Origin of the sequence: Stenotrophomonas sp. PUT21, assembly GCF_052232875.1 — a bacterium.
In the GTDB taxonomy this organism is placed as follows: domain Bacteria; phylum Pseudomonadota; class Gammaproteobacteria; order Xanthomonadales; family Xanthomonadaceae; genus Stenotrophomonas; species Stenotrophomonas maltophilia_N.
This window is the reverse complement of record NZ_CP197645.1, coordinates 4,219,289-4,244,826: the sequence shown is the minus strand read 5'-3', so window position 1 is coordinate 4,244,826 and position 25,538 is coordinate 4,219,289. Positions and strand designations below refer to the sequence as shown.

Genomic DNA, 25,538 nt, shown 5'->3' with positions numbered 1-25,538 from the left:
CCTGCGGTGTTCAGGGAGTGATGGATTCCTGTGCGTTCGATGAAGATGCCAGCCGGGCCAGCCCTTCTTCGATGCTGACCCGGGGCACATAGCCGAAGTCGCGGCGCGCCGGTTCCATGCTGTACCAGTGCGGCGTGCACAGCTGCTCGGCCAGGAAGCGGGTCATCGGCGGTTCGCCGCGCAGGCGCAGCAGCGGCCACAGCCGCTCGCAGACCGCGCCGATCCGGTAAGCGGTCTTGAAGCTGATCGACCTCGTCACCGGCGGGGCACCGACGGCGGCCAGCAGCTTGTTGAGCAGCTCGCGCATCGGCAGCGGCTCGCCGTTGGAGATGAAGTACGCCTTGCCGGCGCAGGCCGCGCCCGGGGCCAGATGTTCAAGGGCAAGGAAGTGGGCCAGCGCGGCGTTGTCGATGTAGGTGGTATCGACCTTGTTCTGGCCATCGCCGACGAAGCGCAAACGGCCGGCGCGGGCGCGCTCGGCCAGGCGCGGCACCAACTGCTGGTCGCCCGGGCCCCAGATCAGCCGGGGGCGCAGCGCGATGGTGGCCAGCTGCGCATCATTGGCCGCCAGCACGCGCTGCTCGGCGATCGCCTTGGTGGCCGCGTACGGCGCCTGGAAGTTCTCGCCATACGGCACTTCGTCCGCGCCCAGGCCCTCGACCGGATGCGTGGCGCGATGGGTCACGCTGGGCGTGGAGGTGTAGACCAGCTTGCCCACGCCGTGCGCCCGGCAGGCGGCAATGACATTGTCGGTGCCGACCACGTTGGCCTGGTGGTAGCTGTCATAGCTGCCCCAGGCACCGGCCTTGGCCCCGTTGTGGAAGACCGCATCGACGCCGGCCACCGCGTGCATCACCGCCTGCGCGTCGGCCAGGTCGCCGCGGATCTGGCCCACGCCCATCGCCTGCAGCGCAGGGTAATGACCGCGGTTGAACGCCAGCACCTGATGACCGCGCTCGATCAGCCCCTTGCACAGGGCCTGGCCGAGGAAGCCGCCGCCACCGGTAACGAGGATCTTCATGCGTGCTGCTCCAGTTTCGCGGTGGCCCAGACCGCGAGCTTCTCGCGGCCGATCTTGGCGTTGTGGCGGATGTCGACCGGGAAGGCCGGGTGCGGCAGGAAATGCTCGATGCGCGCGGTGTGTGCGTGTGCCGCCGCTTCCCGGCGCAGGCGCTCGACCAGGGCGGGCGAATCGACGGTGCCGGGCTGCAGTTCGTAGCACAGCACCGGCTGCTGCCGGCCCGGCGCACCTACGCCGACCAGCGCGGTGCGGGCGATGCCATCGAGCGCGTTGAACACCGGCTCGACCTGCTCGGTATACAGCGGCCCCTGCGCGGTTTCCACGCGCTGGGTCTTGCGCCCGCAGAACCACAGCCGCCCCTGCGCATCGAAATAGCCGACATCGCCCATCCGGTGCACGACCCGCGTGCTGCCATCGGTCAGGGTCTCGGTGATCTTCGCCTGCGCGGTCGCCTGCGGGCGATTGAAGTAGCTGTCGGTGGCGGTGGGACCGGCTACGGTGATCTCGCCCACCTCGCCGGTGGCCAGGACGCGGGCCTGCGACCAGCCCGGCAGCGGCGCGTCGTCGATGGCGATGATGCGCACCTGGTTCGGTGCGACCACGCGGCCGACGCAGGTCCCGGCGCCGGCCTCGGTGGCCTGGCGGGTGTTCTCCAGCTCGCGGCCTTCGATCACCGCCACCGGCAGGCACTCGGTGGCGCCGTAGGGGGTCCAGAACTGGGCATCGTCGGGCAGCAGGCGGCGGATGCGCGCGACCACGTCCGGCGGCACCGGGGCGCCGGCCGAGGTCACCCGGCGCACGTTGGGCAGCGGCTGGCCGTGATCGGCCAGGACCCGCATCAGCGCCGGCGAGCCGAACAGCTGGGTGACGCCGAACCGGTTGATCGCGTCATGCAGCTTGCGCGGATCGGCCTTGGCCGGCCGGGTGGGGTCCATGTCCGGGATCACCGAGGTCAGCCCCAGCGCGGGATCGAACAGGGCGAACGGCGGGAAGGTGGGCAGGTCCACCCCGCCCGGTTCCATCCCGAAGGCGGCGCGCAGCAGCTCGACCTGGCCCACGAAATGACGGTGACGGTAGACCACGCCCTTGGGCACGCCGGTGGAGCCGCTGGTGAACAGGATCGCCGCGACCTCCTCGCCATCGGTCGGGGCCAGCGCAGGGGCGGCCGTGGCGCCCTGGGCTTCCAGCCGGGCCAGGGTGGTGCCACCCCAGCCCCAACGGCGGCCGACAGTCACCAGCAGGCGTGCAGAGCGGCACCAGCGCAGCGCCAGGCGCGCCACATGGGCCAGGCCGATGCCGATGAAGGCCTCCGGCTGGGCCTCATCCAGGCATTGTTTCAGCGCGCGCTTGTCGATGCCCGGGTCGACCAGCACCGGGACCGCGCCGTTCTTGAACAGCGCGAACATCAGCAGGAAGAACTCCGGCGAGGGCCGCACCATCACCACCGCGCGCACGCCGCGGCCGATGCCGTGGGCCGCCAGGCCGGCCGCCATCGCGTCGCTGCGGGCGTTGAGGGTGCGGTAATCCAGGGTGACGTCATAACGCGCCATGCCGCCAGGCCCGGGCTTGCCGGGGCAGCGGATGGCGATCTGGTCGGGGCGTTCACGGGCCAGCTCGGGCAGGCGCGCGGCGATATTGATGGCGCTGTTCATCCGTTCATTGTCGCCGCTGCAGAAAATTCTTGCGCGCCGGCCATTGGCGTGGAAAATTCGCGCCCTTCCCTCCTGCTTCCCTGCCGCCCAAGGCCGGTGCCCCATGCCCCATCCCTGCCTCACCTGCGGCGCCTGCTGCACCCAATACCGTGTGGCCTTCCACTGGATGGAATCGGACGAGGTCACCCCCGGCGGCGTCCCGCACGAGCTCACCCAAGTGCTGGACCCGCACCGGCTGTGCATGCGCGGCACCCTGTCCAAGCCGGTCTACTGCGTGGCGCTGGATGCGGAGATCGGGGTGTATTCGCGCTGCAGCATCCACCCCAACCGCCCCAGCGTGTGCCGTGAGGTGGATGCCTCGTGGGAATACGGCAAGGCCAGCCCGCAGTGCGACAAGGCGCGCATCGCGCACGGCATGCCGGCGCTGACCCTGGCGGACTGGCGTTGGCGCGACGAGGCGGACAATGACGATGATCATCCCGATGACAACGGCAATTCGCCGGCGCCGCCGCAGGCACCGATCGCGGCGTGAAGGGGCCCGTCCGGGTTCATGGCCCGGAACGAAGGGCAGCCGACCAACGGTCGGCTCTACCGGGGGTGGGTTCGGACCCCACCCGGTTGATGGGTAGATGACGACCGTGGGTCGTCACGCCGATCAGATCGGGTTCGCATCCAGGAAGGCGCGGATCTTCGGCACCAGCACCTCGTGCTTGTCTTCCAGCACGTAATGGCCGGCATCCTCGAAGGCATGCACCTGCGCCTGCGGCAGCGCGGCCTGGAAGCCCTTCAGGAAGTGATGGTCGAACACGAAGTCGCGCAGGCCCCAGCCGATGAACGCAGGGCGATCGGCGTAGCTGGGCAGGGCCTGGCCGGAACGCTCCAGCAGCGACCAGGCCTTGTCGGCCGGTGACAGCGGGATGTCCTGCATGAAGCGGATGGTGCTGATGCGGTTGGCGTAGCTGTTGTACGGCGACACGTACGCGCGGCGCACATCGGCCGGCATCTTCCGTTCTACGCCCAGCCACGAGGCACCGGAGGAGAAGGCGTTGAAGGTACGGATGAGCCACTCGCCGATCTTCCAGTGGCGGCCCAGCGCGATCTGCCACGGCATCTTCTTCGCGGCCGGCATCGGGAAGGCGGCGGTGTTGAGCACCACCAGGCGCTTGACCTGCGCGTGGTGCGACAGCGCCCAGCCGAAGCCGATCATGCCGCCCCAATCGTGCACGGCCAGGGTCACCGGGCCGGTGATGCCCAGGTGCGCGAGCAGCGCGTCCAGGTCATCCACGCGCGACTGCAGGGTGTACTCGTAGTGCGCATCATCGGGCTTGTCCGACAGGCCCATGCCGATATGGTCCGGCACGATGCAGCGGTATTTGTCCGAGAGGCCGGCCACCAGGGTGCGCCAGTAATAGCTCCACGACGGGTTGCCGTGGACCATCACCACCACCTCGCCATCGCGCGGGCCTTCGTCGAGATAGCTCATCGACAGACCGGGGCGCACCTGGAAGCGGTGCGGATGGGCGGGGTAACCGGGCAGCTGGGGCATTCAATCGCACCTGTGAAAAGGGCCGGCAGAACCGGCCCTTGATGTTCAATTCCGGTGCGGCAGAACCGGCCCCGGAAGAAACGCCGCAGCAGGCTGCGGCGAATGGGTTACCAGACCACTTCGGCCATCGAGCAGTTCAGGCCCGAGCCGATGCCGAGCAGCGCGATGCGATCGCCCTTCTTCAGCTTGCCCAGCTGCTTGAGCTTGCTCAGCACGATCGGCACCGAGGCCGGGCCGATGTTGCCGTGCTCGCCGAAGATCGTCATCACCTTCTTCGGGTCGATGCCGAAGTTCTTGATGAAGGCGGCGGTGTGCGGCTGGCTGACCTGGTGGATCACGAACTGGTCCAGTTCCTCCACGGCCCAGCCCAGTGCTTCGCGGGCGGCGACGAAGGTCTTCTGCGCCAGCTTGATGCCTTCGATCAGCAGCATGCGGGTATCGGTGACCATGCGGTCCAGGTTGCCGCGGCACAGCTGGTTCCACTCGGTGGCCGAGCGGGTCACGCCACCGCGGTAACGCGGGGCATCGGGCACCAGCTCGGTGCGCGCCATGACCATCGCCGCGGCACCGCAGCCCAGGGTCAGGGCGGCCATCTCGTTGCGGAAGTCATCGGCGGTCACGCCCGGCAGGGCCATGCGCTCGAGGGTCTTCTCGTACACCAGGTTGGCGGTTTCACCGTCGACGATCAGCGCGTAGTCGATCTCGCCGCGTTCCAGCATGCGGGCGGCGATATCCATGCCGTTGATGAAGGCCAGGCAGGCATTGGCGACGTCGAAGGTCATGCATTCGTCGCCCACGCCCAGGTTGCCCGAGACGATGCTGGCCGTGGACGGCTCCAGGTAGTCGCGGCTGACCGAAGTGTTGACCAGCAGGCCGATCTTGTCGGCGCCGATCCCGGCGTCTTCCAGTGCTTTGCGGGCGGCCAGCGTGGCGGCGTCGGAGGCCAGCATGTCGGCATCCCACAGGCGGCGGGCGTGGATGCCCGCGATATCGCCGAGCACGTCGGTACGGATGCCAAGGCGATCCAGCGTCGGCTTCAGCCGTTCGTTGATTTCCTTGGACGTCAGCGTGTGCGGCGCGTCGATGTGCGCCAGGCCGGCGATCGAGACATTCTTGAAGAGCATCAGTTAGCGCCAAGGCTCAGGCGAAGGGGGCGCTATTGTAAGCCGGCACGGCTTTCACCGCACCTTTACGAATTCACGCCTGGGCGTATGGTCCGGGCGCGGGGTGAAGGGTTCAGCGTGGCGGGCACTGGAAGGCCAGGAAACGCTGGCTGCCATCGGCCGGCAGGCCAGACGCCTGCACGGCATTGGCACCGGCACTGGGCGCCTCGTTGCGGGCCAGGGTTTCCAGCTCTTCCTGCACGCGCAGCGGGTTGCGGTTGTAGAAGCCGACCTTGCTCTTCACGGTCACCACCACCTCGCCCTTGCTCTGGCAGCCGCTCGGCGCGGGGCCGGCCGGCAGTACGCGGACCGTCTTGCCGGACGACTCGATCGGCACCCAGGTGCAGGCGGAAACGCTGAGGATCAGGGCGGACAAAAGCAGAATGCGCATGGACAAGGCCTGGCTGGAATACGTAAGGGAGTGTGCGGGAAACAACTGAATCGAGGGTGATCAGGCGCCGGGAGCAACCCCGGCACCTGAGCTGCTGGCCGGCACGGTGGCCGGCCAGCGGCGGGCGTCAGCGGGCCTTCGGCGCCGGGGCAGCCGGAGCAGCCGGAGCAGCCGGAGCATCGACCACCTTGCCTTCGGCATCGATGACCTGCACCTGGCCAAGGTTGAGCGCACGCACCGGGGCCTCGGTCTGCTTGAGGTCACCCACCACCACCCAGGTCAGGGCGTTGGGGTCCAGCGTGGCCGCGGCCTGCTGCACCTGGGCCGGGGTCATCGCCTCGATCTCGGCCTTGCGCTGGACCACATAGTCGTCCGGGCGCTGGTAGCGCACGATCCCGCTGATGGTGCCCATTACCGCGCTGGCGGTCTCGTAGGCGCCGGGCAGGCTGAGGTTCTGGATGTTGCGGATGCGCGCCACTTCGGCCGGGGTGGCCGGCTTGGCCCCGCTGGCGAACTCAGCGATCTCCTTCTGCATCTCCTGCATCGCCTCGGCGGTCTTGTCGATCTGCACCGGTGCGCGGGCACCCCACGGGCGCTGGCCCAGGGTATTGCTGGCACTGCTGCCGGCACCGTAGGACCAATGCTTCTGCTCGCGCAGGTTCATGTTCAGGCGGGAGGTGAAGTCGCCGCCGAGCACGCCGTTGGCGATATCGAAGCGGGTCGAGCCCGGGTCCTTGGACGAGGGGACCACCTGGCTGGCGAACAGGTTGGCCTGCACTGCGCCCGGCTGATCGATCAGGTACACGCGGGCATGCGCCGGACGGGCGACATCCACCGGGGCCTTGACCTGCGGCGCCGGGCCTTCGGCCTTCCAGTTGCCGAGCTGGCGCTCCAGCAGCGGCACGATTTCCTTCAGCGTGGTGTCACCCACCACGATCAGCGTGCCCTGCTCCGGGCGCAGCCAGTCACGGTGGAAGTCGACCAGGTCTTCGCGGGTCATGGACTGGATGTCCACTTCATTGCCGCTGCCGGTGAACGGGATCGCATACGGATGGCCCGCGCCGTACAGCAGGGTCGGCATCACCCGCATCGCCACCGCGCTGGGGTTGACCTTCTCCTGCTGGATGCCGGCGATCCAGGTGGCCTTGACGCGGTCGATCTCGGTCTGGTCGAAGCGCGGCTGGCGCAGCATGTCCGCATACAGGGCCAGCGACGGGGCCAGGTTTTCCTTCAGCGCGGACAGGTACACGCTGGTGCTGTCCAGCGAGGCGGAGGCATCGAGCTTGGCGCCCAGTGCATCGGCCGCATCGGCGAAAGGCAGCGCGCCGAGCTTGCCGGCACCTTCGGTGAGCAGGCCCATGGTGAAGTTGGCCGTGCCGGACTTGCGGCCCTGGTCGGCGGTGAAGCCGCCCGGGAATTCATAGCTGAACTGCACGACCGGGATGTCATGGCGCTCGGCCAGGATCACCTGGGTGCCGTTCTTGAGCGTGGCGCGGTGCAGTTCGGGGAATTTCAGGTCCGGGAAGGTCTTGGTCTGCGGCACGCCGGTGCTGCGGTCGACCTGCTTGGGCAGGGTCGTGAAGCGGGGATCCACGGCGGGCACGGTGAACGGCTTGGGCGTTTCCGACGGCAGTTCGGCCAGGGTAACGCGCGCGCCCGGCTCGACCACGATGGTGTGATCGCCAGCGCCCAGCCACTTGGCACCTACATCGCGCACCTGCGCGGCGGTGGCTGCATCGATGGTGGCCAGCGACTTGCGGAAGCAGCCCGGGTCACCTTCGTACACGGTGCACTCGGCCAACGCGTCGGCCTTGCCGCCGAAGCCCCCGATGCGCTCGATGCCGCGGATGAAGCCGGCGCGGAAGGCGGTCTTGCCACGGCTGAGCTCATCGGCGGTCGGGCCGTCCTTGGCCAGGCGCTTCACTTCTTCATCGATGATCGCCTCGACCTTGGCCGGATCCACACCCTGCTTGACGCTGGCCATGATCACGAAGTTCGAGCCCAGCTGCGAGCTGTAGGCACCGGCGCTGATGTTGTCCACCAGCTTGTCCTGGTGCAGCAGGCGCTGGTCCAGGCGCGAGGACTTGGCACCGCCAAGGACCTGCGCGAACAGCTGCAGCTGGTCGATGTCGGTGGTGCCGACCTGGGCGACGTTCCAGGCGCGGTAGATGCGCGCCTGCGGCACCTTGTCGGTCATCACTTCGCGCGTGCTCTTTTCGCGCTTGGCCACGTCAACCTTCGGCTGGGCCATGCTCGGGCCGGCCGGGATGTCGCCGAAGTACTTCGCGACCTTTTCCTTCGCGGTGGCCACGTCGATGTCGCCGGCCAGCACCAGCACCGCGTTGTTCGGGCCGTACCAGGTGCGGAACCAGGTCTTCACGTCATCCAGCGAGGCGGCGTTGAGATCGTTCATCGAGCCGATCACGCTGTGGTGGTACGGATGGCCGGCCGGATACATCGCGCGGGTCAGCTTTTCCCAGACCTGGCCATACGGCTGGTTCTCGCCCTGGCGCTTCTCGTTCTGGACCACACCACGCTGTTCGTCGAGCGCGGCCTGGTCGATCGCGCCGAGCAGATGGCCCATGCGGTCGGACTCCATCCACAGCGCCATGTCCAGCGCGGTGGTCGGCACGTTCTCGAAGTAATTGGTGCGGTCGGTATTGGTGGTGCCGTTCTGGCCGGTCACGCCGACCTGCTTGAAGGGCTCGAAATATTCGCCGTCATGGTTCTCGCTGCCCTGGAACATCAGGTGTTCGAACAGGTGCGCGAAACCGGTGCGGCCGGCGGGCTCGTCCTTGCTGCCCACGTGGTACCAGATGTTGACGGCCACGATCGGCGCCTTGCGGTCGGTGTGCACCACCACGCGCAGGCCATTGGGCAGGGTGAACTGCTCGAACGGAATGTCGACCTTGGCCACCGTGGCCGGCTTGGCCAGGACCGGTGCGGGCGCCAGGGAGCCCAGAGCGGCGGAGAGCGCTACGGCCAGCAGCGCGGCACGCGGTCGAAGTTGGACGGTCATTCCGGTTCCTTGGTCATGAAAGTGAAGCCGGATGCTAGCGCGCCGCCCGGGCAAAAGGCATCGGCCAACAGTCATTGGGGGCAAAACGGACAGCCTCGCGACCCTCCGGCGGACAAGTGTCCGGACAGCGGACACCACCTCTGCGCAAAAAACCCTTTGAAATCAACGCCTGAAAGTTGGCATGCGACCTGCTTGGTATATGGCAAGGAAGTGATGGATCAAACCGAAACTGACTGGATGCTGAACAAAAACAAGAAAGTTGAAATTGTTCTTGCAAGCCACGAATCGGTGTACTACCTTACTACCACACCACTGCTCACCAACACTAAACAGGACCTCGCCATGAACACCAAGACGCTCGCCATCGCCATCGCCCTCGCCGCCGGCTCCGCATTTGCTTCGTCGGTGCAGGCCGCCCCCGCCATCGTCACCTTCGACACCGTGCAGGTCCGCCCGTCGGCCGACCAGATTGCCCAGGCCGAGGTTGAGCGCACCAGCAGCATCCCGACCCTGGCCGTCGTGGAAGTCCGCCCGACCGCCGGCATGATTGCCGACTACCGCGCCGAACTGACCGCCAACCGCCGCGTCACCACGCTGGCGGCCGTCGAAGTCCGCCCGACCGCCGAACAGCGCCAGGCGCTGGCTGCCGAACAGACCCGTGACCGCGGCTACGTCGCCACCTTCACCGCTGCCGCCACCGCGGTCGCCAACGAAGTGATCATCAACCTGCCGACCCTGCAGGTGCGTCCGTCGGCTGCCGATCTGCAGGCCCTGGCCCTGGAAACCGCCGCTGCCGCCGCCTCGACCCTGATCCGCCAGTAAGCCGTAGCTGCGGTCCCCCGCAGCCACGGCGTACACTTCGCCGATGACTGCCACGCCCACGTTCCATGTCGTCCTGTTCCAACCCGAAATCCCGCCGAACACCGGCAATGTGATCCGCCTCTGCGCCAACACCGGCGCGCGGCTGCACCTGATCGAGCCGCTCGGTTTCGACCTGAGCGACAAGCAGCTCAAGCGCGCCGGCCTGGACTATCACGAATACGCTCGACTGCAGGTCCATCCAGATCTGGAGACCGCCCTGCAGGTGATTGCGCCCAAGCGCCTGTTCGCGCTGAGTACCCGCGGCAGCGTGCGTTACGACACCCAGCAGTTCGAAGATGGCGATGCCTTCCTGTTCGGCCCGGAAACCCGCGGCCTGCCCCAGGACCTGCTCGACAGCCTGCCCCACGGCCGCCGCCTGCGCCTGCCGATGCGCCCGGACAACCGCAGCCTCAACCTGTCCAACACCGTTGCGGTGGTGATGTACGAGGCGTGGCGCCAGAACGGGTTCGCCGGCGGGGAATAAGACGCCGTGCCGACCAACGGTCGGCACCTGCCGGCTTAGAACGCATTGATCCCCGTCAGCTCGCGCCCGATCACCAGCTGGTGCACGGTCTCGGTGCCCTCGTAGGTGATCACCGATTCCAGATTGAGCGCATGCCGGATCGCCACGTGTTCGGTCGTGATACCCGCGCCGCCGAGCAGGTCGCGGCACTCGCGCGCGATGTCGATGGCCATGCGGCAGTTGTTCCATTTGGCCAGGCTCACCTGCTGTGGCTGCAGCTGGCCGGCATCCTTCAGGCGCCCCAGCTGCAGGGCCAGCAGCTGTGCGGTGGTGATTCGCCGCGCCATGTCGGCCAGCTTGATCTGCGCGCTCTGCGTGGCCGCCACCGGCCGGCCGAACAGCACGCGCTGCTTGGTGTACGCCAGGGCTTCATCCAGGCACGCCACCGCGGCACCGATCGGGCCCCAGCTGATGCCGTAGCGCGCCTGGTTCAGGCAGCCCAGTGGCCCCTTCAGGCCCTGCACGTTCGGCAGGCGATTGCGGTCGGCCACGCGCACATTGTCGAAGAACAGCGCACCGGTCAGCGAGGCCCGCAGGCTCATCTTGTGCTTGATCTCCTGCGTGGTGAACCCGGCCATGCCCTTTTCCAGCACGAAGCCCTGGATGCCATCTTCGGTATGCGCCCAGACGATCGCGATGTCCGCCACCGGCCCACTGGTGATCCACATCTTGCTGCCGTTGATCACCCAGTCGCCGCCGTCGCGCACCGCGCGGGTTTTCATCGCCGCCGGATCCGAACCTCCATGCGCTTCGGTCAGGCCGAAGCAGCCGATCACCTTGCCGGTGGCCATGTCCGGCAACCAGCGCAGGCGCTGTTCTTCGCTGCCGTAAGCGTAGATGGGGTACATGCACAGCGAGCTCTGCACCGAGACGAAACTGCGCAGCCCCGAATCGCCGCGCTCCAATTCCTGGCAGATCAAGCCATAGCTGACGGCGTTGAGTCCGCCGCCGCCGTACTGCTCGGGCAGGCTGGAGCCCAGCAGACCGAGTGCAGCCACCTCGGGAATCAACTCCTCCGGGAAGCGCCCCTCGTCAAACGCATCGCCGATGATGGGCAGCACCCGCGTGTCGGTGAAGCGCGCCACCGCCGCCTGCACCGCGCGTTCCTCCTCGCTGAGCAGCGAACGGATATCGAACAGATCAAACGGATTCAGTGACATGGCATCCCGGCAGGTGGCGGTGGAACAGGCGCCCATTGTGGTCGTTGTGCCGGAATGGGCCAAGGGACAGCGCCACGACGCGGTTGTTGCGCCGCAGCATCCTGGCGGCGAACACGCAGCGACACCGCTGTCATCGTCGGCGATCTAGGCTTAAATGCGCCGTGCCGGTACTCTGGCGCACTGATCCACCGTTTCGCCGTGGTGTGACACGCGCGATTCCCAGGCAACCGCCGCCGTTCAACCCGCGGCACTACCCACGAGTTACGCAGCCCCATGAGCGAAGAAATCAACGTCCTGCCCCCGCGTGAAGTGATGGAATTCGATGTGGTGATCGTCGGTGGCGGCCCCGCTGGCCTGGCCACGGCGATCCGGCTGCGCCAGCGCGCCATCGAGGCCGGCCGCGAGCTGTCGGTCTGCATCCTGGAGAAAGGCTCCGAACCCGGCGCGCACATTCTCTCCGGTGCGGTGATGGATCCGCGGGCACTGAGCGAGCTGTTCCCGGACTGGGCCGAGCGCGGCGCACCGCTGAAGCAGAAAGTCACCCGCGACGAATTCCTGTTCCTCAACGAGACTGGCGCGCGCAGCACGCCCAACGCCTTGTTGCCGGAGTGCTTCCACAACGAAGGCAACTACATCGTCAGCCTCGGCGAGGTCACCCGCTGGCTGGCACAGCAGGCCGAAGCGCTGGAAGTGGCGATCTTCCCCGGTTTCCCGGCCGCCGAAGTGCTGTACAGCGAGGACGGTGCGGTGATCGGCGTTGCCACCGGCGACATGGGCATCGAGAAGAACGGTCAGCCCGGCCCCGCGTTCGAACGCGGCATGGCGCTGCACGCCAAGTACACGATCTTCGCCGAGGGCTCGCGTGGCCACCTCGGCCGCCAGCTGATCGCGCGCTTCCAGCTCGATGCCGGCAAGGATCCGCAGGCCTACGGGATCGGCATCAAGGAGCTGTGGCAGATCGATCCGGCCAAGCACGAACCGGGTCTGGTAGTGCATGCCGCCGGCTGGCCGCTGGACAACGATACCTACGGCGGCGCGTTCCTGTACCACGCCGAAGGCGGCAAGGTCTCGATCGGCTATGTGGTCGGGCTGGACTACAAGAACCCGTGGCTGAGCCCGTTCGAAGAGTTCCAGCGCTTCAAGACCCATCCGGACATCCGCAAGCACCTGGAAGGTGGCAAGCGCATCGGCTACGGCGCCCGGGCGATCACCGCCGGCGGCCTGATGTCGCTGCCCAAGACCGTGTTCCCCGGTGGCGCGCTGGTTGGCTGCGAGGCCGGCTACCTCAACGTGAGCCGGATCAAGGGCAGCCATGCCGCGATCAAGACCGGCATGCTCGCCGCCGATGCCGCCTTCGATGCGCTCGCCGCCGATCGCCAGCACGATGAGCTCAGCGCCTACCCGCAGGCGTTCGAGACCAGCTGGCTGCACGCCGAGCTGCAGCAGGCCAAAAATTTCAAGCAGTGGTTCAAGAAGGGCCAGACCGTGGCCACGCTGATGACCGGCATCGAGCAGTGGCTGCTGCCCAAGCTGGGCATCCGCAACCCGCCGTGGACGCTGCGCCACAGCACGCCGGACCACGCCTGCCTGGAGCCGGCGTCGAAGCACGCCAGGATCAACTATCCCAAGCCGGACGGCGTGCTCACCTTCGACCGGCTCAGCTCGGTGTTCCTGAGCAGCACGAACCACGCCGAAGACCAGCCCAGCCACCTGACGCTCAAGGACGCCAGCGTGCCGGTGCGGATCAACCTGGCCGAGTACGCCGGTCCGGAAGCCCGCTACTGCCCGGCCGGCGTGTACGAGTTCGTCGGCAGCGATGGGCACGAGCAGTTGCAGATCAACGCGCAGAACTGCGTGCACTGCAAGACCTGCGACATCAAGGACCCGACCCAGAACATCGTGTGGGTGACCCCGCAGGGCGGCGGCGGCCCGAACTACTCGGGCATGTGATCAGCCCGGCCTGCACCATGGCCCGAGCGTTCCGATCGACGCTGCCGCTGCTGGCCTGCCTGCTGCTGGCCGCGTGTGCGCGCGCGCCGCAGACGCCGGAGCAGGCGCATCAGCAGGAGCTGCAGCGCGCGTTCGCGATCTGCGCCGGCTGCCACACGGTCAGCGCCGGCGGCGTGCACCGCTTCGGCCCGAACCTGCACGGGCTGATCGGCCGGCGCGCCGGCAGTGTCGCCGGCTATCCGTATTCCAACGCGATGCGCGATGCCGGGCTGACCTGGAACGAACAGACCCTGGATGCGTTCCTGCGCTCGCCCACGCAGGTGATACCGGGCACCCGCATGGTCAACACCACCGCCGACCCGGAACGCCGGCGGCAGGTGATCGAGTACCTGCAGCAGCAACGCTGATCGCCGTGGCCGCGCTCAGGACGCCTGCAGCTGCACCAGATAGGCGCGCAGCGCCGCATCGAACGCGCTGATCGCGCCGGCGTGCGCCGCCACGCCGTCTTCGTCGACGCTGTCCATCAGGCCGCGCGCCCGGGCCGCCAGCGCGTCCGCACCGAGGGTCGCCAGCCCGCCCACCAGCCGGTGCAGTACATCCACGAGCGCGGGCCCCGCCTGCGCCTCCAAGGCCACCTGCAGCTGCACCAGATCGTCCGCGGACGCGGTGCACAGGCTCTCGATCAACACCCCGGCAACATGCGCCGAGCCGAACCGGCGCACGAGTGCCGCCCGATCCGGCGGCGCGTCGCTTGCGCCCGGGGCCTGCGCGGCGGCAGAGGCAAGCGGATCTTCATCCGGCAGCCACTGCAGCAGTGCATGGCGCAAGGCGGCCAAGGCCACCGGCTTGGCCAGCAGATCATCCATGCCGGCCTCGCGGCAGCGCTGCAGATCGTCCTCCATGGCACTGGCGGTCAGGGCGATCACCGGCAGCCGCGCGCTGCCGCGATCGCGCTCCTGTTCGCGGATGCGGCGCGTCATGGCATAGCCATCCATGACCGGCATCCGGCAATCGGTGAGGACCAGATCGAAGCGGGTGCGCGCCAGCAACGCCAGCGCCTGCTCGCCGTTCTCGGCCAGCACGTGGGGCAACCCCAGCTGCTGCATGCGCCAGCCCATCAGCGCCTGGTTGGTGGGATGGTCCTCGACGATCAATACCCGCCGCTGCAGCAGCGCGGCCGGCAAGGGCAGGGTCTGCGCCTGTTCTTCGGCGGCACCCGGCTGCTCCTCGAACGGCACCGTGGGCACGGTCAGCAGCACCTCCACGCGGGTGCCTTCCCCGGGCACGCTGTGCAGCGTCAGCGTGCCGTGCATCATCGCCACCAGGCGCTGGCAGATGCTCAGGCCCAGCCCGGTGCCACCGTACTGCCGGCTCGTGGCCGCGTCGGCCTGCGCGAACGGAGCGAACAAACGTTCGCGCTGTTCGGCCGAGATGCCGATGCCGGTGTCGCGCACGGTCAGGCGCAGCTGCTGCGCACCCTCCGTGTCGGTGTCGAGCACCGTCAGCGCGATGTCGACCTCACCGGCGTGAGTGAACTTGATCGCATTGCTGAGCAGGTTGAACGCAATCTGGCGCAGGCGCATGCCATCGGTCAGATGCATGGCCGCGACGTCGTCGTCGATATCGATCCGCAGCTCCAGCCCCTTGGCCATCGCCTGCGGCGCCAGCAGCTGCTGCACGTTGCCGAGCAGCGCGCGCAGCGCGACCGGGTGCGGTTGCAGTGACAGTGCGCCGGCTTCGATCTTGGAGTAGTCCAGCAGGTCGTCGAGAATCTGCCGCAGCATCTGCGCCGAGTCTTCGATCACGCCGATGATGCGGCGCTGCTCGCCATCCAGCGACGTGTGCGAGAGCACCTCCACCATTCCCAGCACACCGGACATCGGCGTGCGGATCTCGTGGCTCATCGTGGCCAGGAATTCGGATTTGGCGGCGGTGGCGCGTTCGGCCGCGGCCTTGGCCAGCGCCAGCGCATCGGCCTGCGCGCGTGCCTCGGTGACATCGACCCAGTAACCGCTCCACAGCAGTGCGCCATCGTCGGCATCGTAGGGCAGCGCGCGCGAACGCACCCAGCGCAACGTGCCGCGCGGGGACGTCCGGAATTCCATGTCCAACGCCGTGAAGTCGCGTGCGGCGCGCTCCATCGCCTGGCGGACACCGGCGCGGTCGCGTTCGTCGATGCGGTCCATCAAGACGCTTTCGTCGGCCATGGCTTCGGCCGAGGTGACGCCGAACAGCGCTTCGGTGTCGCCGGCGATATACGGCAACGACAGCCGCCCGTCGCGCTCGCGTCGCCCCTGGTAAACGATGGCCGGCAGGTTGTCGGTGACCTCGGCCAGGCGCTGCTCGGCACGGCGGCGCATCGCCACTTCGTTGCGCAGGCGCCAGTGGCCCCACCCGTGCACCAGCAGCGCGGTCAGCAGCACCAGTGCCAGCGGTACCGCCCAGCGCGCGATCCCGCGCCAGTCCAGATCACTGCGGTACTCGGCCGAGAGCCAGTCGCTGCGGATCGCTTCGTGCTCGCGTGCGCTCATGTTGACCAGCATGCGGTCGAAGGTGGTGGCCAACGGGGCGTACTGGCGTTTGACCGCCAGCGACAGGCGGTCGCTGAACCCCGCCGGCGCGGCGACATGCAGCTGCGCCGGGTAACGCTCACGCACGATCCGATCGACCAGCGCCAGATTGCCGATGTAGGCGTCGGCATCGCCGTGGGCCAGCCGCGCAAGGGCCAGTTCGGCACTGCGCGCCGGCACGATGCGCGCGTTCGGCGCCTGCTGCAGGATGTAGCCACGCAGGCGGTCCGGATCGGTCAGCAGGATGCTGCGCCCGTCCAGATCGCGGATGCCCAGCACGGACGGGCTGCCGCTGGCGGTGACGATCACATTGGGAACGGTGATGAAGGGTTGGCTGAACACCCAATCGTCGCCGAGGTAGGTCGAGTCGTTGGGAATGCCCATGATCGCGTCGACGTCACCGCGTCGCAGCTGTTCGCGGGTGTCGAACCAGTCATGCGCAGGCACGTGGTTCAAGTGCGCGCCCACATTGCGCAGCAGACGCAGGTACTCGGCCGCCACCCCGCTGGGCTGGTTGGCAGCATCGAGGAACGCCAGGGGCGCCGCATTCGGTGCGAACGCCAGCCGCAACGGGGTCGCCAGTACACGCTTCTCGGCATTGCCCAGGATCATCTGCGACTGCACCGACCACTCCGGCGTCTTCAGCCAGCGCCGCTGCAGGCGCTCCCGCTCGGTCTCGGCCAGCGCGCCCAAGCCCGCGTCCAGCGCTTCGGCCAGCGGCTGCTTGGCATTGGGCACACCGAAGTGCAGGCGTTCGGGCGGCAGGTCGCTGGGGCGCAGCAGCGCGACATCGGTCAGCCGCTGCTCGGCGATCAGCGTCGTCGCCACGTAGGCATTGCCGATGTACACATCCGCTTCGCCCTTGCCAACCATGGCCAGCGCGGCAGTGGTATTGGCGGCGATCACGCGCCGGGCCGCGGGAAAGCGCGCGCGCACTTCCTCGCTGGTGACGAACTCACGCTCGGTGACCACCCGCAGGCCGCGCAGGTCGGGATCGGCCGAGGCCCGGGTATCGCCAGGGCGACCGACCAGGGCCAGTGGCGCATCGGCATAGGGACGCGTGTAGACCATGCAGCGGGTGCGGTCGGCGGTCAGGGTGATGTTCATCACCACGTCGACTTCGCCCCGGCATGCCGCATCCAGCACATCGGTCCAGTCGCGGTACATCCGCACCTTGACCTGCACGCCCAGTTGCTTGGTGAGCAGGCTCAGGTAGTCGTATCCCAGCCCGACCGGTTTGCCGTCGCGCATCGATTCGAACGGCGGCCAGCCGCTGTCGTACATCCCCAGGATGATGGTAGGGTGCCTGCCAAGCCACTCGCTCTGCCGGGGCGACAAGGCCGGCGGCGGGGCGGCGGATACCGACACGCTTGCCGCCATTGCGAGCACGAACAGCACCAGCCAGCGAACGACGTGGACACGCATGCTGCCTGATCTCCGTAGAATGATATCCCCATCCCGGCACGGCCCGACGGCTGCCTTACAGGCAATACTAGTCCATGACCCTGCGCATTATCATTGCCGATGACCATCCGGTCGTACGGATCGGCACCAAGGCCGTGATCGAATCCAGCGGCGTTGGCCAGGTGGTGGCCGAGGCCAGTACCGTGGCCGAGCTGATGTCCGCCCTGTCCGACCACCCCTGCGATGTGCTGGTCACCGATTACTCCATGCCCGGCGGCCAGCAGGCCGATGGCTTTGCGATGATCGCCATGATCCGCCGGCGTTTTCCCGACATGCCCGTGCTGATGCTCAGCGTCTCCAACAACCTGGCGATCCTGCGCATGGTGGTGGCCACCGGTGTGCTCGGCCTGGTCGACAAGACCTCCTCGATGGATGAGCTGCCGCTGGCGATCCAGACCGTGCAGCGCGGCATGCCCTACGTCAGCCAGTCGCTGAAGGAACGCATTGACGCGATCGGCACGAACAGCGTCGAGGAAGGCGAAGCGCGACCGTTGTCGCCACGCGAGGTGGAAGTGCTGCGCCTGCTCGGCAGCGGCATGACGGTCAAAGAGATCGCCATCCATCTGCACAAAAGCGTGAGTACCATCAGCCGCCAGAAAGGCGATGCGATGTTGAAGCTCGGCCTCAAAGGCGACGCCGAGTTGTTCGATTACCTGCGCGACGGCGAACGCTGAGCGCGGCCGTCCGGCAAACGGACCTTGTTCATTACTGCCTGCATCGACGATGCACCGTCATCGTTGCGATGGAGTGCGCGCGTGCTTAGCAGATCGCGTCACCAAAGTTCCTTGAAATAGCCTTGTATTTATGTACTGCTCAGTTTGATATTCAGGGCTAATTGGGGTGGCTAACGGATAATTCACACCTGTCGCCAGCAGCGATTTCCCCCTCCCTCTGCTGGCGGACAAAACCAAAAAATAAAAAGGTGTCCCCGATGATGAAGACTTCCCTGCTTGCCCTGGGTCTGCTCGCTGCACTGCCGTTCGCTGCTTCGGCAACCGACGGTCTGTCGTACAACTATGTTGAAGGCGGCTACGTGAACACCGATGCCAAGGGCGGCGACGCCGACGGTTGGGCGGTGAAGGGCTCGGTCGCCGTGGCGCCGAACTTCCACGTCTTCGGTGACTACAACGCGCAGGAAACCAAGCGCGGCAGCAATGATGTGGACCAGTGGAAGGTCGGTGTCGGCTACAACTACGGCATCGCCCCGACCACCGATCTGGTCGCCCGCGTTGCTTACCAGAAGTTCGATCCGAAGCACGGTCTGGACTTCAACGGCTACTCGACCGAAGTCGGCGTGCGCAGCGCGTTCACCCCGAACTTCGAAGGCTACGTGATGGCCGGTTACGAGGATTACAGCAAGAAGCACGGCATCAACCCGGACGGCGAGTTCTACGGCCGCGTCGGCGCCCAGGCCAAGCTCAACCAGAACTGGGGCCTGGCCGGCGAAGTGAAGCTGGCCAAGGGCGGCGACAAGGAATGGTTCGTCGGTCCGCGCTTCACCTGGTAATACGCGGTACGCAACACCGCGGTACGTTGTTGGATGGCGCGGTCTCTCTCCCCTGCGCCATGAAGCCCGGCTCACGCCGGGCTTCACTTATATGCAGCACCTGGCGACACCCTCGTCGGTACGCCACGAAACAACCCGGCCCCGTGCCGGGTTGTTTCGTTCTGGCCCTGAAAAAAAAACCCCGGCGTCTGCCGGGGTTTTTGGTGCATCACTTGAACAGCGTGTCCGGATACTCCGGCTTCTGCTCGCGGGCCAACAGCGCACGCAAGCCTTCTTCCGGGGTCTGCTCACCGTGCAGCACGGCGCGGACACGGTCGGAGATGGGCAGGTCGATGCCGTGACGCCGCGCCTGGCGCATCACTTCATCGGCGGTCTGCACCGATTCCACCACCTGACCGATCTCACGCACCGCATCGTTCAACGATTGGCCGCGGCCCAGGGCCAGGCCCAGACGACGGTTGCGCGAGAGATCGCCCGTGCAGGTCAGCACCAGATCGCCCAGCCCCGCCAGACCCATCAGGGTTTCCGGCTTGGCGCCGATCGCCGCGGCGAGCCGCAGCATTTCGTTGAGACCGCGGGTGATCAGGCCGGCGCGGGCGTTGAGGCCCAGCTGCATGCCATCGGCCACGCCGGTGGCTACGGCCAGTACGTTCTTCATCGCACCGCCGAGCTCGGCACCGACCATGTCATCGCCGGTGTAGGCGCGGAACGCCGGGCCGTGCATGGCATCGGCCACCTGCTGGGCGAAGTCCGGCGCGTCACCGTGCACGGTGATCGCGGTCGGCAGGCCCTGGGTGACTTCCTTGGCGAACGACGGACCGGTCACCACCGCCAGCGGCACATCCGGCCCGAGGACCTCACGTGCCACTTCGTGCAGGAACCGGCCCGAACCGGGTTCGAAGCCCTTGGTCGCCCACGCCACGCCGGCATCGGCCGGGCGCAGCGGCGCCAGTGCACGCACGGTTTCACCGAAGGCGTGCGACGGCACCACCACCAGGACCCAGGCGGCGTCCTTGACGGCAGCGGCCAGGTCGGTGGTCGCGCGCAGCGACTCGGGCAGCGGAATGCCCGGCAGATAACGGGTGTTCTCGTGGCGCTGGTCGATGGCTTCGACCATCGCCGCGTCGCGCCCCCACAGCACGGTCGGATGACCGTGCCGCGCGAGCAGGCTCGCCAGGGCGGTGCCCCAGGAGCCGGCGCCGAGAACCGCGATTTTGTCTGCGTGGTTGCTCATCCGTACGACTGCAGCGCCGATCAGGCGTTGCCGGCCGGCTCGGAATCGGCGAGCGAGGTTTCGCCCTGTTCCTGGCGCTGGCGCAGGGTTTCGGCGTACAGGCCTTCGAAGTTGATCGGCTGCAGGAAGAACGGCGGGAAGCCGCCGGCCTGGATCAGCTCGCTCACCAGCGAACGCACGTACGGGAACAGGATGTTCGGGCACTGGGTGCCGAGCAGCACGTCGATCGACTGCGGGTCCAGGCCGACCAGGCCGAACACACCGGCCTGCTGCACTTCGGCCACGTAGGCGGTCTTCTCGCCGGCCTTGCAGGTCAGGGTCACGGCCAGCACGACTTCGAAGGCGCTCTCGCCCAAGCGCTGCACGCGCTGGTTCAGGTTGAGCTGCAGTTCCGGCTGCACGGCGTCATTGAAGACGGCCGGAGCGTTCGGCGATTCGAACGAAACGTCCTTGACGTAGATCTTCTCGACGGTGAACGAGGGACCGGTAGCGGCGTCGACCGGCGCGACGGCGCCGTTGGTGTTCTCTTCGGACATTTCCTGTTGCTCCAAAAATGAATGCTGTAAAAACGGATTGTTACATGCCCTGCGATGGGGGCGCTGTGCGCCGGGCACAAGGCATGCACTGCAATCGGATGGGGATCAGTTGCGGCCCTTGACCAGCGGCAGCTCGGCCTGCTGCCACGCCGGGATACCACCGTCGAGCACGTTGACCTGGGTGAAACCGGCCTTCTTCAGCGCCTTGGCGGCCGTTTCCGAAGCATTGCCGGTACGGCACACCAGCACGACGGGGCTCTGCTGGGCCTTGGCGACCAGCTTGTGCTCCGGACCGAACTGGCTCGGCTGCACGTTGCGGCTGCCGGCGATATGGCCCTTCTCGAAATCGCTGCTCGAAGACAGATCGACCACGATGGCGCCACCGGCATTCATCAGCTGGGTCAGTTCGGCCGGCTTGAGCGACTTGAAGCCGCGGAACAGGCGACGGACTTCGGTCACGATGATGGCCACGGTCAGGCCGACCAGGGCCATCGACAACATCGGGTTTCGGCCGGCAAAGGCCAGCAACTCTTCGTAATTCACTAAGATCACGGGTCGATAAGCGGGCGCCGATTGTCGCACATGCGGGCGAATCGGCGTCCAGCCCCGTGCGGGCGGGGGTCAGCGTTCCTGCCAGAGGTCCGGCAGGCCGTTGGCCTGGAGCCAGCGCTTGCCCTCGGCGTCCCAGCGCCAGATCTCCCGGACCCGTACCGTCCGCTCGGACTGGGTGTTGTTGTTGATCACCCGCACCTCGGCGTTGCGTCCAACCCGGCCATCGGGCAACGGCACGTTCTCGCCGGCGCGATAGCTGGAGATCTTCACCTGCTCGAAGCGGCGCAGTTCCAGGTCGGTCATCGGGTGGGCCCGGGCGTACTCGGGATCCAGGTACGGCAGCGCGTCCTCGACGGTGCCCCAGCGCATGGTGGCGTCGTACTTGACCTGGGTCTCCTCCAACGCCTTGCGCTGCTTCCTGGTGGTCTTCTGCTCGGCGGCCAACGCACTCACGCTGGTCAGCGCGAACAGGGCGATCAGCAGGATCTGAAGCGTACGGCGCATGCGAATTCCCCAATAGGCAAGGCGCCCATCCTACCGCTTGGCGAAGGCCACGAAACGACCGCTGAGCTCGGCCGCCGCCCTGTCGCCCTCGCCCGGCTGGCGGGCGGTGAGACTGATGCGCGCCTTGCCGCGCTGGGCGAAGGTGGCCAGGAAGCTGTCCCAGTCGGTTTCGGCATCGGCCTGGGCCTGGGCGTGCAGATCGCCATAGACCGGGGCGAGGTAGCGGATGTGGCTGTCGGCGACATAGACATCCGCATCGAATCCCGCCAGGCGCAGCCGCAGCGTCACCAGCGCCCACCCGGACAGGGTCAGTGCCGAGGCCAGGCTGCCGCCGAAGGCATTGCCTTTGTCATTGACGTTGGCCGCCAGCGGAGCATGGATGTGCAGGACGCCCTCGCGGTAGTCGTGGACCCGGATCTGCATGGCCGCCACCGGCGGCATGGCATCCAGGACATGCTGCAGCGCGGACAACTGCGCCGGCAGGGAATCGGTTGCGGACATCTGGCTGATCACGTCACATCGAAGGGCTCGCATAATGCCCGCAATGAACACCGAAACGAAAGTCGCGCCCTGGACCCTGATCTCGCTGCGCCCGCGTGGCCAGCATGCGCCGCTGCGGCGTGCCGCCAAGGCGGCGGGCGCGCGTGTCATCGCGCTCTCGCCGTGGGCGCTGCAGGCCCGCGGCGATGCGGCCACCCGCGCCACCCTGGAGGCCGCGCTGGCGGCCGAGCGCGTGGTCTTCAGCAGCCCGGCGGCGGTGCAGGCGGCCGCGCGCCTGGTGAACCTGGCCGCGCCTCACCCGGGGCAGTGGCTTGCGGTCGGTGCGGGCACGGCCGCGGCACTGAACCGCCAGGGCGCGCAGGACATCGCTGCGCCGGCGCGGATGGACAGCGAGGGCCTGCTCGCGTTGCCGGCATTGGCGGACCTGCACGGCCTGCGCGCGGGCCTGGTCACCGCCCCCGGCGGACGCGGGGTGATCGCGCAGACCCTGGCGCAACGCGGTGCCGAGCTGCTGCGCGCCAACGTGTATGCGCGCCGGCCGCTGGCCCTGGCACCGCGCACGCTGCAGCGACTGCGTCGCGCGGCCGGGCCGTGGGTGCTGGCACTGAGCAGCGGCGAGGCACTGGCCCTGTTGCTGGCCCGGCTGCCCGGCGATCTGCAGGCACCGCTGCGTGCGGCCATCGTGGTCGCCGCCAGCGAGCGGCTGGCCGCGAAGGCGCGCGCCGCTGGCTTCGCGCAGGTACGGGTCGCGGCGGGGCCGCTGCCGGGGCAGCTGGTCGCGGCCGCACACGCCGCGCTCATCCCGCCCGCATCTTCCTGAACAGGCAGCCCGGGCGCTCTTGCAGGCGGCTCGGGCGGCGGGCGATGCTGTGCCCCACGTCGCTCGCCAGCCAAGCGGATTGCCCGGCGCGCGCGACAAGGATGCCCCCCGTATGAACGACCCTGTTTCGCCCCCCTCTCCGAGCCGCCCCCTGCGCTGGATCGTGCCGATCGCGGCGCTGGCCGTGTTGGCCGGTGGCGCTGCCTGGGGCTGGACGCAATGGCAATCGCGACAGGTGCAGGAGCGGCTGCGCGAGGAAAATGCCCAGTTGCAGGTGCAGGGTTTGCTGGACAGCGTGGAGGCACTGCGCCGCGACCAGCGCTCGACCTCCCAGCGCGTGCAGGACGCCGCCGCCACCAACCGCGTGCTGCGCGATGAAATGCTGGGCCTGAGCCAGCGCAATGCGCTGCTCGAAGAGAACCTGGCCAAGCTGGCCGACAGCACCCGCCACGGCGCCCAGGCGCTGCAGCTGGAAGAGGCCGAGCTGTTGTTGAGCCAGGCCGGCCAGCGGCTGGCCTACGCCGACGACGCCGAAGGGGCCAAGCGCCTGTATGCGTTGGCGGCCGCTTCGCTGGACGATGTGCAGGGCAACGAATACCTGAACCTGCGGCAGGCATTGATGCAGGAGCGCAATGCAGTGGATGCGCTCGGGCCCGGCGTGCGCGCGCAGACCCAGGCACGGTTGGCCCGCTTCGCCCAGGCGCTGACCAGCCTGCCTGAGCAGATCGACGCCCCCGCCGACCGCGCGGCCAGCCCGTGGTGGCATCAGGTCCTGGCGCCGTTCGTGACCATCACCCCCACCCGCCTGCAGGGCCCGCTGAGCGAGGCTGACCGCGTGGCCGCGTGGGATTCGCTGCAGCTGGAACTGACCCTGGCCCGGGCAGCGGTGGAGCGTGGCGATCAGCCCGGCTATGTCCAGGCGCTGGACCGCGTCGCGCTGTGGCTGCCGCGGCTGTGGCCGGATTCACCTGCTCTGCGCGAGCAACGTGCTGAACTGCATCAACTGCGCGCCTGCGAGCTGCGTCCATCGCTGCCAGAACTGGGCAGCACCCTGCAGCAACTGCGCTCGATGCGTAACGGGAGATAATCGATGAAGCCGTTTCAATCTCTGGTGGTCCTGCTTCTGGCCGTGGCCTTGGGCGTGATCGCCTCACAATGGCTGGGCACTGAGCAGCTGGGCCAGTTCGGTGAAGTGATCTACCGCTACGGCGGCACCGACTACCGCTCCACCGTGCCGCAGGTCGCCCTGATGGTGCTGGTCGGGCTGCTGGTGCTGTGGCTGCTGTGGAGCCTGCTGGCCTCGCCGTTCCGCGCCTGGGGCCGCTACCGCCGCAAGCAGGGCCGCGCCCGCCTGACCGAAGGCCTGCAGGCCCACGAACAGGGCCACTGGCAGCGCGCCGAAAAGCTGCTGACCAGCGCCGCCGAAGACAAGGAAGTGAGCGCTGTCGCGTTGGTCACCGCCGTGCGCAGTGCGCAGGCGCGCGACGACGATGCGGCGGCCAACCAGTACCTGCAGCGCCTGGCCACCGAAGATGCGACCAGCCATGCCCTGCTGCTTGCCGAGCGCCTGCTGGCGCAGGAGCGCCCGGTGGATGCAATCAACGTGCTGGACGTTGCCGCGATCCAGCCGCTGCCGCCGCGCGGCCTGTGGCTGCGTACCGAAGCGCTGGCCCGTGCCGATCGTGCGCATGAGGCGTATGGCCAGCTGGGCGCGCTGCGCAAGCAGAAGGTGCTGCCGGACGCGGCCGTGGCCGAGCTGGAGATCCGCCTTGCCGCGCAGTCGCTGCTGGAAGCCGGTGACGTCAACGCGCTGGCCGCGCAGTGGGAAGCCACGCCGAAGGCCCTGCGCAGCGATCCGGACGTGGTCTCGGCCTACGCCCTGCGGGCGGTTGCCCTGGACTGGGACGAACCGGCGCTGCTGAACCTGGAGCAGGCGCTGGACACGCGCTGGGATGAATCGGTGGTGACGCTTTACGGCCAGATGCCGGTGGAGAAACTGGCCACGCGCCAGGCCAACCTGCAGCGCTGGTTGACCACCCAGCCTTCCAGCCCCGCATTGCTGCTCGCGCTGGGCCGCATTGCCGCCCGCCAGCGCCAACACACCCTGGCCGAGGATTACCTGCACCGCGCGATCGCCGCCGGCGCCGGCCCGGCCGCGTGGGAAGCATTGGGCGAGCTGTTCCTGGATCGCGGCGAAACCGCCCTGGCCTCGCAGTGCTTCGCCAATGCGCTGCGCCAGCATCGTGGCGATGACAGCGTGGCGCTCGCCCGTGCGTCGACCACCACGCCGCTGGACCCGATCGTGCCCGAGCGCGCCACCATCGAAGAGCAATCGCTGATGGGCGAACCGGCACCGGTGCAGGATCGCCTGCACATGGATCAGGGACGCATCCACGTCGAAGAAGATCGCCTGCACGTGGAGCGGGACGAATTCGGCAACCCGCGGTTGCCGTAAAAGGCGGCGTGGTTCCTGGTAGTGCCCGCCGCTGGCCGGCACTACCTGAGCCGAATGGTGCACACCTGCGCCGGATGCAAAAAAGAAGGCCGCCCAAGGGCGGCCTTCT

The 25,538-nt window shown here is 67.9% G+C and carries 23 protein-coding genes; 10 read left to right on the top strand and 13 right to left on the bottom strand.

What is annotated here, in order from left to right:
- Window positions 1–10 precede the first annotated feature (10 nt).
- Entirely contained in the window at window positions 11–1,021 is a 1,011-nt protein-coding gene (oleD, locus tag ACTT2I_RS18930; RefSeq protein WP_088434807.1) for a 2-alkyl-3-oxoalkanoate reductase, read from the bottom strand.
- Window positions 1,018–2,673, bottom strand: a complete 1,656-nt coding sequence (oleC, locus tag ACTT2I_RS18925; protein ID WP_421100087.1) for an olefin beta-lactone synthetase — start codon at window positions 2,671–2,673, stop codon at window positions 1,018–1,020. Before oleC ends, oleD begins: the two co-directional genes overlap by 4 nt.
- Window positions 2,674–2,776: 103 nt before the next feature.
- Here oleC and ACTT2I_RS18920 point away from each other — a divergent pair, with 103 nt between their 5' ends.
- Window positions 2,777–3,205 carry a YkgJ family cysteine cluster protein gene (locus ACTT2I_RS18920; protein ID WP_088434809.1) on the top strand — a complete coding sequence of 143 codons (429 nt, stop codon included), beginning with the start codon at window positions 2,777–2,779 and terminating at the stop codon, window positions 3,203–3,205.
- Window positions 3,206–3,328: 123 nt separating this feature from the next.
- Here the strand turns inward: ACTT2I_RS18920 and ACTT2I_RS18915 are convergent, their stop codons facing one another.
- The 4 genes from ACTT2I_RS18915 to ACTT2I_RS18900 all read right to left on the bottom strand — a co-directional run bounded on the left by ACTT2I_RS18915 (window position 3,329) and on the right by ACTT2I_RS18900 (window position 8,792).
- A complete protein-coding gene (locus ACTT2I_RS18915) occupies window positions 3,329–4,219 on the bottom strand; it encodes an alpha/beta fold hydrolase (protein WP_088434810.1) in 891 nt (296 codons plus the stop codon).
- Window positions 4,220–4,326: 107 nt separating this feature from the next.
- The gene (locus ACTT2I_RS18910; RefSeq protein ID WP_019184878.1) at window positions 4,327–5,343 is read right to left on the bottom strand and encodes a 3-oxoacyl-ACP synthase III; all 1,017 of its coding nucleotides are present in this window, start codon (window positions 5,341–5,343) and stop codon (window positions 4,327–4,329) included.
- Between the two features lie 112 nt (window positions 5,344–5,455).
- Window positions 5,456–5,773, bottom strand: coding sequence for a DUF4156 domain-containing protein (locus ACTT2I_RS18905; RefSeq protein ID WP_088434811.1), 318 nt, complete (start codon window positions 5,771–5,773; stop codon window positions 5,456–5,458).
- A 127-nt stretch (window positions 5,774–5,900) separates the two neighbouring features.
- A complete protein-coding gene (locus ACTT2I_RS18900; RefSeq protein ID WP_443096742.1) occupies window positions 5,901–8,792 on the bottom strand; it encodes a M16 family metallopeptidase in 2,892 nt (963 codons plus the stop codon).
- A 342-nt stretch (window positions 8,793–9,134) separates the two neighbouring features.
- Between ACTT2I_RS18900 and ACTT2I_RS18895 the strand changes: the two genes are divergently transcribed.
- Both ACTT2I_RS18895 and trmL read left to right on the top strand, forming a co-directional pair.
- Complete coding sequence (locus ACTT2I_RS18895) at window positions 9,135–9,614, top strand: hypothetical protein (RefSeq protein WP_421100085.1); 480 nt, start codon at window positions 9,135–9,137, stop codon at window positions 9,612–9,614.
- A 43-nt stretch (window positions 9,615–9,657) separates the two neighbouring features.
- Window positions 9,658–10,137 carry a tRNA (uridine(34)/cytosine(34)/5-carboxymethylaminomethyluridine(34)-2'-O)-methyltransferase TrmL gene (gene trmL, locus ACTT2I_RS18890; protein ID WP_088434814.1) on the top strand — a complete coding sequence of 160 codons (480 nt, stop codon included), beginning with the start codon at window positions 9,658–9,660 and terminating at the stop codon, window positions 10,135–10,137.
- Between the two features lie 35 nt (window positions 10,138–10,172).
- Here trmL and ACTT2I_RS18885 read toward each other — a convergent pair whose 3' ends face one another.
- Window positions 10,173–11,336 carry an acyl-CoA dehydrogenase family protein gene (locus tag ACTT2I_RS18885; RefSeq protein WP_421100084.1) on the bottom strand — a complete coding sequence of 388 codons (1,164 nt, stop codon included), beginning with the start codon at window positions 11,334–11,336 and terminating at the stop codon, window positions 10,173–10,175.
- A 273-nt stretch (window positions 11,337–11,609) separates the two neighbouring features.
- On the opposite strand from ACTT2I_RS18885, the gene ACTT2I_RS18880 reads away from it, so the two are divergent.
- Together ACTT2I_RS18880 and ACTT2I_RS18875 are read left to right on the top strand one after the other, a co-directional pair.
- Entirely contained in the window at window positions 11,610–13,286 is a 1,677-nt protein-coding gene (locus tag ACTT2I_RS18880) for an electron transfer flavoprotein-ubiquinone oxidoreductase (RefSeq protein WP_293981006.1), read from the top strand.
- A 17-nt stretch (window positions 13,287–13,303) separates the two neighbouring features.
- A complete protein-coding gene (locus tag ACTT2I_RS18875; RefSeq protein ID WP_421100083.1) occupies window positions 13,304–13,693 on the top strand; it encodes a c-type cytochrome in 390 nt (129 codons plus the stop codon).
- Window positions 13,694–13,708: 15 nt separating this feature from the next.
- Here the strand turns inward: ACTT2I_RS18875 and ACTT2I_RS18870 are convergent, their stop codons facing one another.
- Window positions 13,709–17,281, bottom strand: a complete 3,573-nt coding sequence (locus ACTT2I_RS18870; RefSeq protein ID WP_421100082.1) for an ATP-binding protein — start codon at window positions 17,279–17,281, stop codon at window positions 13,709–13,711.
- Window positions 17,282–17,355: 74 nt separating this feature from the next.
- Here ACTT2I_RS18870 and ACTT2I_RS18865 point away from each other — a divergent pair, with 74 nt between their 5' ends.
- Together ACTT2I_RS18865 and ACTT2I_RS18860 are read left to right on the top strand one after the other, a co-directional pair.
- On the top strand, window positions 17,356–17,994 hold the full coding sequence (locus ACTT2I_RS18865; RefSeq protein WP_088434817.1) for a response regulator transcription factor: 639 nt from the start codon (window positions 17,356–17,358) through the stop codon (window positions 17,992–17,994).
- Window positions 17,995–18,254: 260 nt separating this feature from the next.
- The gene (locus ACTT2I_RS18860) at window positions 18,255–18,827 is read left to right on the top strand and encodes an OmpO family porin (RefSeq protein ID WP_172407593.1); all 573 of its coding nucleotides are present in this window, start codon (window positions 18,255–18,257) and stop codon (window positions 18,825–18,827) included.
- A gap of 208 nt (window positions 18,828–19,035) precedes the next feature.
- Here the strand turns inward: ACTT2I_RS18860 and ACTT2I_RS18855 are convergent, their stop codons facing one another.
- The 5 genes from ACTT2I_RS18855 to ACTT2I_RS18835 form a co-directional block, all read right to left on the bottom strand.
- On the bottom strand, window positions 19,036–20,061 hold the full coding sequence (locus ACTT2I_RS18855; protein ID WP_088434819.1) for an NAD(P)H-dependent glycerol-3-phosphate dehydrogenase: 1,026 nt from the start codon (window positions 20,059–20,061) through the stop codon (window positions 19,036–19,038).
- Window positions 20,062–20,081: 20 nt separating this feature from the next.
- Window positions 20,082–20,597, bottom strand: coding sequence for a protein-export chaperone SecB (secB, locus tag ACTT2I_RS18850; RefSeq protein ID WP_019184891.1), 516 nt, complete (start codon window positions 20,595–20,597; stop codon window positions 20,082–20,084).
- Between the two features lie 105 nt (window positions 20,598–20,702).
- A complete protein-coding gene (locus ACTT2I_RS18845) occupies window positions 20,703–21,140 on the bottom strand; it encodes a rhodanese-like domain-containing protein (protein ID WP_088434820.1) in 438 nt (145 codons plus the stop codon).
- A gap of 78 nt (window positions 21,141–21,218) precedes the next feature.
- Window positions 21,219–21,653 carry a hypothetical protein gene (locus ACTT2I_RS18840; protein ID WP_421100081.1) on the bottom strand — a complete coding sequence of 145 codons (435 nt, stop codon included), beginning with the start codon at window positions 21,651–21,653 and terminating at the stop codon, window positions 21,219–21,221.
- 30 nt (window positions 21,654–21,683) lie between these two features.
- The gene (locus tag ACTT2I_RS18835) at window positions 21,684–22,154 is read right to left on the bottom strand and encodes a YiiD C-terminal domain-containing protein (protein ID WP_088434866.1); all 471 of its coding nucleotides are present in this window, start codon (window positions 22,152–22,154) and stop codon (window positions 21,684–21,686) included.
- A gap of 43 nt (window positions 22,155–22,197) precedes the next feature.
- On the opposite strand from ACTT2I_RS18835, the gene ACTT2I_RS18830 reads away from it, so the two are divergent.
- From ACTT2I_RS18830 to ACTT2I_RS18820, 3 genes are all read left to right on the top strand, one after another.
- Complete coding sequence (locus ACTT2I_RS18830) at window positions 22,198–22,974, top strand: uroporphyrinogen-III synthase (RefSeq protein WP_421100080.1); 777 nt, start codon at window positions 22,198–22,200, stop codon at window positions 22,972–22,974.
- Window positions 22,975–23,086: 112 nt separating this feature from the next.
- Window positions 23,087–24,061: a uroporphyrinogen-III C-methyltransferase gene (locus tag ACTT2I_RS18825; protein ID WP_088434823.1), complete on the top strand. Its 975-nt coding sequence runs from the start codon at window positions 23,087–23,089 to the stop codon at window positions 24,059–24,061.
- A gap of 3 nt (window positions 24,062–24,064) precedes the next feature.
- Window positions 24,065–25,429: a heme biosynthesis protein HemY gene (locus ACTT2I_RS18820; RefSeq protein WP_088434824.1), complete on the top strand. Its 1,365-nt coding sequence runs from the start codon at window positions 24,065–24,067 to the stop codon at window positions 25,427–25,429.
- Window positions 25,430–25,538 lie beyond the last annotated feature (109 nt).